Here is a 10,550-nt window from a genome sequence, read left to right on the forward strand (position 1 = left end):
AAAAAAGAGGCAGGCCATTGTTCATGGCCTGCCTCCCGTTGACTGACTGTCAGCGCGGACCGCCACCAGGGCCGCCGCCTTGACCATGACCACCACCGCCGTGGCCACCACCCCCGCCACCGCCCGGCGGCATGAATATCCAGCAGCCCGACAAGGTCGACAACAGCGCGACAACAACAGCCGCCTTGGTTAGGTAATTCAACTTCATGACAACGCTCTCTGCTTTACAAGGTTGGGTGTACGTAAAGTAAGACCGCCGCAACTGAAGTCCGTCACGGGTTTCGTGTAACGTCTTGGTAGGGTTTGTGTAGGGGTGGATACACGTCAATTCATTGGGTATGCGTTAACCGGGGGGAAGAACATGGTCAACATTCGTGCAGCGACCAAGGCCGATCTCGATAGCCTGCGTGCGGTCGGCTGCGAGACCTATCAAGCGCATTTCTCGACACTCTGGTCTCCCGCAGGCATGCAGGACTTTCTCGAACAGGATTTCTCACGGGATTCACTCAACCGTTCACTTGACCTGCCCGACCGTCATTCGTGGCTTATCGCCTCGAACGAACGTGGTACACCCCTGGGCTTCGCCAAGGTCAACTGGTCAACGCCGGCACCGATCACCGGTGAACTGGGTGCAGAGCTGCAAAAAATCTACTTCCTAAAATCCGCCGCGGGGCTTGGCTATGGCAGGCAACTTTTGCAGTTTATCTACGATCAGGCGGTGCAGCGCGGGGAACACTTGCTGTGGCTGGACGTGCTCAAGAGCAATTCAAATGCCCAGCGGTTTTACGCAGGGTTTGGGTTTCGAAGGATCGGTGAAATTCCCTTCAGCACGGACTTGGCAGAAATAGGAATGGTGGTCATGGGTCTTGAACTGAATCAGCACCAGGCGGAGAAGTAGATGAAAGAGTTAATACAGGGCCTCGATGGACCCAGAACCGCCCAGCAGGAATTGTTTTACGACCTGGAAGATGCAGCGGCCGTTATTGGATGGTCGGTGATGGAACTGACCACCCTGGCGGCGAATGGCAATGCGTCGAGTGACACAATGGCGTTGCAGAAGATATGTGCGTTGCTGAAGGCTCAGCAGGAGAGAATAGCGGCGTATGCAGGTGAGGTTAAGCGCCAGCGCATTAACAGATCCGAGTTGATTGGCTGAATCAACACGACGGGGCAGCCCGAAACCAACGCTGAGTGTTCCAATCTGGCAGTAACCGCCGGCACACGGTTGTGGTGAATCTCCACGCTTTTATTTGAAAGAACCCCAGATGTGATGAGCGCACCGTCGCGCAATCGAGCTTCGGATTTTTCCCACAATCTAACGAGGTTGAGCCATAGGAAGTAACTTGGCTAGGATTCGCCGCCGCAGTAAATCCTGTGGCCGGGTGTCGCAACCTGAAGTAGTCTGAGGCGCGGTAGCGTCATAGCTCTGTAGCAGGCGCTTTTTTTGTGCCTGTTTACCGCATCTATGGTGGACCGTGTGAGGCGGGCTTTTGCCCGGCCGGTACCCTCGGACACCGGTTTGCGACCCTCGCATGGTCCACCACCCACCCGTGTCGCAACGGCGGTGGTGGCCTCTTAACTTTCCGAGGGTCTAGAGGATGTTTTCTACAGATAAAAGCTATCCAGTCGATCAAGTCAAAATCAGACCTGAGCAATGGCACCCAGCGGTGAATGCTCACTCAATGTCTAACGCATTGGAGCGGGTCCTATGAAAACCAATCCAAATGACGACGACCTTCTCACCAGCGTTTTTAAGGTTAGACCTGGGTTGAGTTCCGAAGAAGCATTAGTGAATGCGAGTGAAATACTGGCGTCAGTGGCTGCTATGGCGAATGAACAGGCATTTGCTTCTAGTGGAACGCAGCGTCTTCAAATATTTGGATTGGCGCAGCTGATTGAAAATTCGAAACTTCTAGTGGATGTTGCGCTTGAGAAGTCAAGCCCAGTAAATTCCTGATTATTGAGCTTAATATGGGAAAAGATGGGGCTGATCATCACTCCTTAAGCCGGAGAGCGTGATTCGCCCCACTTATGCCATTTACGATTTAAAAATCACTTCCTCGAACGCAAATGCCCTCTTAACTTATTTGAATCAATCTCCTCGGAGTCAGCAAAAGCCATTTCATCAAATAAATCTGTACGTACAGAGTCATGCTCACTAAAAACTCGAGCATCCATATGTTTTAGCAGTGAAAAACGCTCCACAAAATATTTTAGCCCCTCGCCTTTTTCAGTTAAACAATTCAGAAAAATAACGCTTAACTCTGAGGAGCCTAGCTGAGCTCTTAGCATATTCGCATAATTTCTCTGGGCACTATAATTGCTTATAAGCGCACGTATGTTCGCCCTAGCGTTAGGTCTAGAAGCTCTCAAGGGATCCAGGCCAAATCCATCGACCTGCTTCAGAAGTTGATACAAATTTCTAAAGTAGTGCGCAAGGGAATTATGAAGTTGCGATGACATCGCCCTACTGCTGAGCAATAACCTTTCTTTATAAACTTCAACATTCACACTAGCTTCCCCGCGCGGAAAATAATCAAACTCAATTTTTGAAAACGCTTTTAGGCCAGTAATTTTATTGAGTGGCTTTCTACCCAGTGAGTCAGTCGAGTTTATTTCTATCTCCATTTCGCTGGCGAGCCGTGAATGTATATCAAGCAACCGAAAAAAGACGGACTCAAAATTCTGCCTTTCAAATATCAAACTTTGCTGAGCCTGGATGCGCTGATTTTCTTTAGCATCCGCCCGTGCAAGAGCCAACTCTTTATTTTGCGCGCGCAAACTGTAAAGCACAGCCATGAGTGCAGTAAAACTTAAAAGCGGGTTTAATATACCACCTACAAAGTCACCGATTTGCCCCCAATATGCGGCGGTATCCGTATTCTTTAAATCAACCAACGGAATATCGACACCTTCAACAAAGTGAACATAAACTGCCCCTGCGACAGATACAATAGAGACTACCGCAACAACACCAATAACAACAGGAACCAAAAACGTAAAAACACGGTCCACCCAAGAGATAAACCTTTCAAATAAGAACAATAGCGCCGCACGCCTACTAAAATAATAGTTATGCTTCAACTCCATCATAAACTTGCTCATTTCAAATCCCTAGTTAAGCACAGTAATATCGACTATATATTTTAAACCAGCGAATGCAGCAAGAATGCACATCCATCGAAGTAATCTGGACTTCGCAAATAGTGCATTAGCTTTCCCGCGCCCAATAAAAAACCCCGTAGACGTTAATCTACGGGGTTTTCAAGAGTGGAGGCCGAGGTCGGAATCGAACCGGCGTAGGCGGATTTGCAATCCGCTGCATAACCATTTTGCTACTCGGCCTCAAACGATCAATGCCCTTGTCGCTGGCATTCACCGCATAAAAAATTGAGTGGGCCATAGAGCCCTGCCTCTACTCTAACTCATTGAATACATTGAAGTTTTTAATGCTTCGTTGCGTTCGATGGGCGCCATTATGTACTCATTTGCTTTTGCCTGCAACCCCTTGATTTCAAAAATATTTCGTATTGGCATCAAGGGGTTGCGCGTCTGCCCTACTCCTTGATGAGCTGCTGCTGGTACTGCGGATCGGCCTTGATCTGGGCGTCGGTGAACGGCAGTGGGCGGAGTTTTTTCTGCGCGAAGGCTTGGGTCTGGTCCTTGGCGTAGGGGGATGCCGGGTTGCTGGACAGGGAAAACGCGAGCACGCCTTGGGCGTGTGGCCCCTGGTCGTCGAAGGTGACGATCTGCAGGTAGCTGCTGCCGCTGACCACTTCGCGCTTGCCGTCGGCCCGGGGCACGGTTTGCATGGCGTTGTAGATCCCCAGTTCCTGCGGGCCGCCGTGGATCGGGGTTTGGCCGCTGACCTGGATATCGCCCCATTTGCTGTCGGCGCTGAGGCCGAGTTTGGCCACGGCTGCGCTGGAGGCCAGCATGGCTTCGCGCAGGGCCTTGGCCACGGGGGCACGCTCGATGGCCAGGCCCCGTGGGGTGGTGAGGGGTTGGGCGGGGTCGAACGCGACGCGCCAGGCATCGGGGAGTTGCTGCAGGTCTTCAACCAAATTGATGAAGTGCACCAGGCCCAGGCCGCTGTCGAGGTTGGCGCGTCGGTCCCAGTCGTTGAGGCTGGTGCACAGCGACTTCAGCGCAGTCGCGTCGGTGCCGAGGTGTTTGGCGCAGAACTCCAGCAGGTCGGGCATGACCTGCCCGGCCAGGTACACCTCGTTATCCATGACCATATTTTGCAGGTCGGCGACGCTGATCGGTTGCGTCTCCAGGGATTGCAGGCGTTGCAGGGCGAAGCGTGCGCGCGGGCCGAGGCCGATGTGGTCCTGGCTGATCACCGGGGAGAAGCCGGTCAACGGCGCCTTGGGGTTGGCTAGCCACGCCGAATCGTTAGAGTGCTGCACGTAGTCGCTACGCTCCAGCTGCGGCAACTGGTCGGCGGGGAAGATGCCGGCCTGGGCGGCGCGCGGGTCGACGTCCCAGGCACAGGCACTGCGGGCGCCGTCGAGCATGATCATCTGCAGGCCGGCACGCGGGTCGCTGCATTGCGCCAGTTTGGCCGCGCTGACGTTGGGCACCACCGACAGGTTCATGTACAGGCTCTGGCCCTGGTCATCGGCGGCCAGGGTATTGACCCACGGGATGCCTTGCAGGGTGTGCACCGAGGTTTGCAGGTCCTTGAGGCTCGTGGCACGGTTCATGGCGTACCACTGTTGCAGGACGCGGTCGTTGCCCAGGTTGGCATCGCGCAGGCTGAAGGCGTGGTGAGTGTCCCAATCCAGCTTGCCGGGCCATTGCACCACGGGGCCGAACTGCGAGCTGTAGACCGAGTGGGTTACCGGCTTCACGCTGCCGTCCGCTTGCCGGGCCTGGACCGTCACCGAGGTTTTCTCCAGGGGGATGGATTTTCCATCCAGCATATAGCGCGTGGAGTCCTTGGGATCCAACGTCAGGCGATACAGGGTGAAGTGCTTGGACGTATCCACCGTGTGCGTCCACGCCACATGCTGGTTGAAGCCGATATTGATCACCGGCAGGCCGGGCAGCGCGGCGCCCATCACATCCAACTGGCCGGGGATGGTCAGGTGCATTTCATAAAAGCGCATGCCGCCCACCCACGGGAAATGCGGGTTGGCCAGCAACATGCCACGGCCATTGAACGAGCGTTCGCGCCCCACCGCCACGGCATTGCTGCCGCGATCCAGGCTGAAGCGCTGTTGATTGGCGGCGGCCAATTCGAATGCCTTGGCGCTGGGTTGCACACTCGCGGTTACCTGGGGCGGCGCGGCGCCGACCAGGGCTTCGGCGAACTGGCCAACACCGCCCTCCACCAACAACCTGCGGGTCAATTTCACCAGGTCTTCAACCACCAGCGGCCGCACCCAGGCCGCCTGGCACTGGGCGGGTGCGCCCTGCTCTTTCAGGTAACGGTTGTAGCCGGCCACGTAGCCTTGCATGCGCTGTTGGATCTGCGGGCTTTGCGCCTTCCAGAAAGCAGCCACCGCGCCCGGAGTATTCAGCCAGGTGAAAAACACGTCGCTGGCCAGGTTGTTGCGCTCTTCGAGGGTCGACTGCTCGGGGCCGAAGTACCGGGCCCGCTCGCCGTTAACGGTAACCACTTCATTGGCCAGCAGGCACAGGTTGTCCTGGGCATAGGCGTAACCGATACCGAAGCCCAGGCCACGCTCGTCATTGGCGCGAATATGCGGCACGCCGAAACTGGTGCGGCGGATATCCGCCGACGCCTGCGTTGTCGACTCCCGTGCCGTTGCAGCCAGGCTCACCCCCAGCAACAGCCCCGTCACGCACACCTTGGCCAACCCGTTGGAAATAATCACACAGACTCCGCAGTCAAATTGAACACCCTCACAGGGGTAACCACCCCACCGTAAGGACGCAAAAAACCGGGAAAAATTTAACCCTGGAGCAGGTTTATTCGAGGCGTTGCAGATGTGACAAAACCGATACCGACAAATTTTCTACATCACGCCCTTCATGATTTCGCACGCTCGTTCGTCTTATTGACTAAGAGCGCCATCATTTTCCTGATCAGGCTCTGATAAGGAGTTTTTGCATGTACAACCCGCAAGTGCCCACGGACGGACATTCATCCGCAGCCGACAGCCAATTTGGCAACGGCGCCCAAGCGTTCGGCAAAACCCCCGAACAGCAAGGCAACCAGCGTATTCGCCACCTGCTCAAGTGTTTCGGCCTGCGCACCAGCCTGATCCGGCTGAAGGTCATAGACGCCCTGCTCACCGCCGCCGACAACCAGCGCACCCTGGGGGTACGTGGCGTGCACAGCCATTTGCTGGAGCTGGGGATCCCGCTGTCGTTCCTGAGTGTGCGCGAAGTGCTCAAGCGCCTGTGCAGCGAAGGCGTGATCACCCTCAACGCGGATAAAAGCTACAGCCTCCATGAAGAGGCTGCCAAGGTACTCGACGCTCGAAGCTGAGGCTGACCTTAAAGCTTGACCTTGCGGCGCATGATGCCGTTGATCACCACCACGACGACCGCGACGGCGATGGCGATGGTCTGGAACGTCTTCTCACTGATAAACCCGATGTTCTGCAGGTAGGACAGGCCAAACATCGTCGCCAATACCGCCAGGGCGATCAGGATCGAGTATTTCAAGCGTTGCTTTTGGGTCATGACGGGTTCCTGAACCGGAAGAATGTAATCACTGTGTATCGCCGAACACACCAGGCACATACCCGGCGACGGGATGCACAGGCTCGACGGGATCTTATGTTACAGGTGATGAAAAGCTTTCGCTCGTCCGGTGTCCCCCTCACCCCGAGGCGGCGGGCTTCACCTTTGAATGGACGAGGGCATCGTAACCTTTCACGCAAGCATCTACATGCAGCCTTACACACTGCATGCCTTCGAGGAGGAACCCCAGCGGATGTTTTCCGCACCCAAAAGGGCGCCTGGGGAACAGGGAACCTCCTATGACAGGCGCCTTTGTTGATACGTCAAAAAAGGTACCCACCGATGCAAAGTATCTCCTCCGTATCCATTCAACAGCCTCCGCATTTTCTGCCTGCCTCCCCAGCAGACAGCCAAAGTCAGTCATCGTCCGGCCCCCAACCTGCTACGCCTGTGCAGATACATCGCCACAAGCGGGCTGCCCATCCGGAATTGACGCTGGCGCTGGGATATAAGCAGAACCTGCGAACCCTGGGGCAAGCACTCAACGAAATCGCCACGCGTCTGGGCAGGAACGCAACGCCCCAGGCCATCGTGGACGCGCTGAAAACTACGCCCATCGATATTCATCCTGAGTCCTCCTCATCCGAAGCCCGTACAACCGTCACGCTTGACGCTTACATCAGGTCGTCCGGTCTGCGCATACCCTCCAGCCACTTTGCCCTGACCGTCCTGTCGGAATCGGTGCTCGGCAAAGCCCAGGAACACCCTCTGGGCAACTTTGGCGGCGCACTGTCCTGGCCGATCCCCCTGAGTGACGATGGGCAAGGTTCACTGGTGGACGCCGCCAGGCGCTTTGTGACCCAACACCCAAATCTTCCACGAATGGATGCAAGCCAGAGTGTGCTGGAGTACCTGAACAGCAACCAGCCACTGTCCAGCGAGGCCGCACAGGACCCGGCCATGGCGCTGGAAATGCTCCTTGCCACGCCGCGCGCGCAGGCGTTGGGCCAAGCCTTGCAGAGCGAGTTGGACGGTATTGCCACGGACTCCAGCGTGAACGACTACACCTTGGCCGCCATGAATCTGTTCCTGGACCCGCCATCCATGCCCCCACCTCACGCCAAAATGGTGGCGGGCTTCGATCTGGCCCAGCAAAGCCACTGGGGCAAACCCGCTTCAGCGGTGTTCGGCCACCTCAGCGCGCATTTGAGTCGCACCCACCGCACCACGCCCGAAATGGCCAAGGTCGGCGCTTACCTGTTACTGGCCAGGAAGGCGCCCGAGTTGCTGATCAAAGACCTCCCCGCCAACTTGACCTATGGCAGCCCGGCCTGGGTCAACCTCTCCATCGCGGCAGCGACGATAGAAGCGCAGACACCGGGCAAAGTACCCAGCATGACCTTTGCCCAAGTCATGCTGAAGGCCAAAGATACCGGCCAGGAAGACTTGGCCGTGACCCAGCAGGCACAGGCCGCCGCGTTGCGGACCTGGGGCGTCGTCAACGGCGTGCTCTCTGAAGATGAGGCCGCTCGGTACAACACCAGCGACATCGAAAAGGTCAGAAGCGCCTTCAACCTGCAGGCGGATGCGCGGGTAGAGGCCAGCGACCAGATCGAAGCCACGATCCCCAGCCGCAAGGAAATTGCCCTGGCCAAGCTAAAGGAGCGGTTTGGCGAGAACGTGCCTTTTGAAGAAAAACTCCTGACCGTCAGGAACACCACACAGGCCTACGCCCAACCGCTCTATGACCCCAATCGGGCGCCTGCTGGCCGACACTCGCTGCTGGATATCGCGATGAGCGGGCTGCACCAGTATCAGTGGGAAACGACGGACGATCGAATCGTCGACGCCACTCGAGGCAAGTCGCTCAAATTTGATGTGAAGGAAGTATTCGACGCTGAACTCAGCCAGGCCATGGACGATCGCAAAAAGGGTATCGCCACGGCCATCAAGCAAATGATCACCCAGCTTCCGGTGGAAGACCGAGAGAATCTGGAATATGGAAAACTTGAGTTCTATCAGAACCATACCTACACCCTGGATACGGGCTTTACCGGCCGAACCCTGGCGGAAAAAAACCAAACGTTATTGATCAAGTCCACGGGGATGACTGGCCAAACGGTTTATGAAATGGATTTAAAGCAAGGCACTGTCAACCGCGTTCCCGACACCGTCTTGACCCAAGAGCGCGGGCGCAACGCCAACCGGATCTACCCCATAGAGGCGTTCACACCCACAGGCATGGCTAAAACAGCGTTTGAACAAAACACGCCAGCCCAAAACCCACTGCCCGTTCCCAACAGTTTCTCCAGCCCCCGAACGCAAGCCATCGCCGACGCGTTTGTCCAACACTTGGACATCGATAACGAAGATGTGGTCAAGCAGGCCCAGGGCGCAACCACCTTCGACCGGCAAATGGAAACCCAATCGAAACTCGCCGAGTTTTTTCTGGACCTGATTCCATTGAAATCGGCGATCCAGAACTTTGTGAATGGCAACTACCTGGATGGCGCAGTCGACCTGGGCATGGATATTTTCGGTTTCGTCACCGCCGGAGTGGGTGCGGCAGCGAAAGTGGCCAAAGTCGGCGCCAAAGCGGCCAGCGCGGCGACCAAGGCCCTCAAGGTCGCCAGAATCCTTGGCACCACCCTCATCGGTGAACTCAATCCTGTCAGTGGAGTGGGCAGTTTCATCGAGGGTAGCGTCAAGGTGATCGGCAAGGGCGTGGACAAGGTCAAGGCCGCCAGCGGCACGTTGATCCAGGCCGTCAGCCGCGAGCATGGCCCCATCACACGCGGCACGTTCAAGGTCGCGGACCAGGCCTACGAGGCAGACACGATCCTGTCCAATGGACAACGGTATGCCTACGATCCGGTCAAGATGAAGCCTTACGGCACACCGCTGGACGAGTTTTCCCCATTGAATGAGTTAATGCCGCCGTCACCCCGGCCGCGTGATGGACTTCGTTACGATCCACTCGACAGGACTCATCGCCCCGCTCATAGGGTGATCCAGCCCAGGGTTCCGTTACCCATGGATGAATATGCAACCAGCCTCCAGACCAATGGCGCCTTGATCGAAGACCACTTCACACCCAATAGAATCCAATTCACCCGGGAAAAATTCACACTTGAAAAAAATGGCTATTTTCGAGACGTAGCGGCGGGCAACATTCCTCCACGTCCGGCGCTTCCTGATATCACCGAAAAGATGACACCCAACGAACTTATCGCTGAAGCGTTGAAAAAAACCAATGTACTGGTGTTTGGGGAAAGCCATAGTGAAGTTGCAAGCCTGATCGCAATGCGCGACGCCATGAAAACCTTCCACGAAGGAGGCGTCAACACCATCTTCCTGGAAGGTGCCACACTCGATGCATACGGTTTGATCGCAGATACAACGCTGGCGCATACCATTTCAAAAAGGAAGGGCGGCGCCACACTTTATGATGAACTCAAAAAAGCAGCGGAAGAATTTGGCATAGAGATAATGCCGCTCGAACATCGCTACCTGACGCGCCACTCAGACTCTCCAGGTTATTTCTCCGGGTTGAGTACCCTCGACAAAACTTCACCGGAATATATAGCGCTATCCAAACAGCGCCTTGAGGAAGTCAACTACTACGGCGCCAAGCAAGTCATGAAAAATGAACTTGGCGGCAAGTCGGTCGTTTGGGTGGGCAGAGCACATATGAACACGGCCGAAGGTGTTCCTGGCATTGCCGAGTTAACCGGGGGAATCGGCATAGGGGTCTATCAAAAAGCGGATATTGCCGAGAGTGTGGCCAGGAAGGCTGACAAACAAAGAGATACCTCGGCAGCGCTGTCCAAAACCGATGACACGGTTGGAGATATGCAAATCGACATAAAAGTCTAGTCACTGGAGAAAGG

General features: G+C 55.9%; 9 protein-coding genes and 1 tRNA gene. 5 read left to right on the forward strand and 5 right to left on the reverse strand.

Features of this window, described 5'->3' with window-relative positions; genetic code table 11:
- Positions 1 to 49: 49 nt before the first annotated feature.
- Positions 50 to 208: a hypothetical protein gene (locus tag AC07OP_RS00780; RefSeq protein WP_167361111.1), complete on the reverse strand. Its 159-nt coding sequence runs from the start codon at positions 206 to 208 to the stop codon at positions 50 to 52.
- 153 nt (positions 209 to 361) lie between these two features.
- Here AC07OP_RS00780 and AC07OP_RS00785 point away from each other — a divergent pair, with 153 nt between their 5' ends.
- The 3 genes from AC07OP_RS00785 (at position 362) to AC07OP_RS00795 (ending at position 1,957) form a co-directional block, all read left to right on the forward strand.
- A complete protein-coding gene (locus tag AC07OP_RS00785) occupies positions 362 to 898 on the forward strand; it encodes a GNAT family N-acetyltransferase (RefSeq protein ID WP_495101499.1) in 537 nt (178 codons plus the stop codon).
- A complete protein-coding gene (locus tag AC07OP_RS00790; protein WP_495101500.1) occupies positions 899 to 1,156 on the forward strand; it encodes a hypothetical protein in 258 nt (85 codons plus the stop codon). It abuts the gene before it with no gap.
- 552 nt (positions 1,157 to 1,708) lie between these two features.
- Complete coding sequence (locus AC07OP_RS00795; RefSeq protein WP_495101501.1) at positions 1,709 to 1,957, forward strand: DUF6124 family protein; 249 nt, start codon at positions 1,709 to 1,711, stop codon at positions 1,955 to 1,957.
- Positions 1,958 to 2,052: 95 nt separating this feature from the next.
- Here AC07OP_RS00795 and AC07OP_RS00800 read toward each other — a convergent pair whose 3' ends face one another.
- From AC07OP_RS00800 to pvdQ, 3 genes are all read right to left on the reverse strand, one after another.
- On the reverse strand, positions 2,053 to 3,105 hold the full coding sequence (locus AC07OP_RS00800) for a putative phage abortive infection protein (RefSeq protein WP_495101502.1): 1,053 nt from the start codon (positions 3,103 to 3,105) through the stop codon (positions 2,053 to 2,055).
- A 166-nt stretch (positions 3,106 to 3,271) separates the two neighbouring features.
- Positions 3,272 to 3,345: transfer RNA gene (locus AC07OP_RS00805), tRNA-Cys, on the reverse strand.
- A 212-nt stretch (positions 3,346 to 3,557) separates the two neighbouring features.
- Positions 3,558 to 5,846 (reverse strand): bifunctional acylase PvdQ, encoded by a 2,289-nt coding sequence (gene pvdQ / locus AC07OP_RS00810; protein ID WP_495101503.1) that lies wholly within the window; start codon positions 5,844 to 5,846, stop codon positions 3,558 to 3,560.
- 236 nt (positions 5,847 to 6,082) lie between these two features.
- On the opposite strand from pvdQ, the gene AC07OP_RS00815 reads away from it, so the two are divergent.
- Positions 6,083 to 6,463, forward strand: coding sequence for a fe2+ zn2+ uptake regulation protein (locus AC07OP_RS00815; RefSeq protein ID WP_495101504.1), 381 nt, complete (start codon positions 6,083 to 6,085; stop codon positions 6,461 to 6,463).
- Positions 6,464 to 6,471: 8 nt separating this feature from the next.
- Here the strand turns inward: AC07OP_RS00815 and AC07OP_RS00820 are convergent, their stop codons facing one another.
- A complete protein-coding gene (locus tag AC07OP_RS00820; RefSeq protein WP_027606724.1) occupies positions 6,472 to 6,660 on the reverse strand; it encodes a hypothetical protein in 189 nt (62 codons plus the stop codon).
- A gap of 342 nt (positions 6,661 to 7,002) precedes the next feature.
- Here AC07OP_RS00820 and AC07OP_RS00825 point away from each other — a divergent pair, with 342 nt between their 5' ends.
- Positions 7,003 to 10,536 (forward strand): TraB/GumN family protein, encoded by a 3,534-nt coding sequence (locus tag AC07OP_RS00825; protein ID WP_495101505.1) that lies wholly within the window; start codon positions 7,003 to 7,005, stop codon positions 10,534 to 10,536.
- Positions 10,537 to 10,550 lie beyond the last annotated feature (14 nt).

It is taken from the genome of Pseudomonas sp. GW821-FHT09D08 (assembly GCF_059416305.1).

Coding starts and splice junctions, on each gene's coding strand:
- AC07OP_RS00780 (WP_167361111.1), bottom strand. CDS start 208: ATGAAGTTGAATTACCTAACCAAGGCGGCTGTTGTTGTCGCGCTGTTG.
- AC07OP_RS00785 (WP_495101499.1), top strand. CDS start 362: ATGGTCAACATTCGTGCAGCGACCAAGGCCGATCTCGATAGCCTGCGT.
- AC07OP_RS00790 (WP_495101500.1), top strand. CDS start 899: ATGAAAGAGTTAATACAGGGCCTCGATGGACCCAGAACCGCCCAGCAG.
- AC07OP_RS00795 (WP_495101501.1), top strand. CDS start 1,709: ATGAAAACCAATCCAAATGACGACGACCTTCTCACCAGCGTTTTTAAG.
- AC07OP_RS00800 (WP_495101502.1), bottom strand. CDS start 3,105: ATGAGCAAGTTTATGATGGAGTTGAAGCATAACTATTATTTTAGTAGG.
- AC07OP_RS00815 (WP_495101504.1), top strand. CDS start 6,083: ATGTACAACCCGCAAGTGCCCACGGACGGACATTCATCCGCAGCCGAC.
- AC07OP_RS00820 (WP_027606724.1), bottom strand. CDS start 6,660: ATGACCCAAAAGCAACGCTTGAAATACTCGATCCTGATCGCCCTGGCG.
- AC07OP_RS00825 (WP_495101505.1), top strand. CDS start 7,003: ATGCAAAGTATCTCCTCCGTATCCATTCAACAGCCTCCGCATTTTCTG.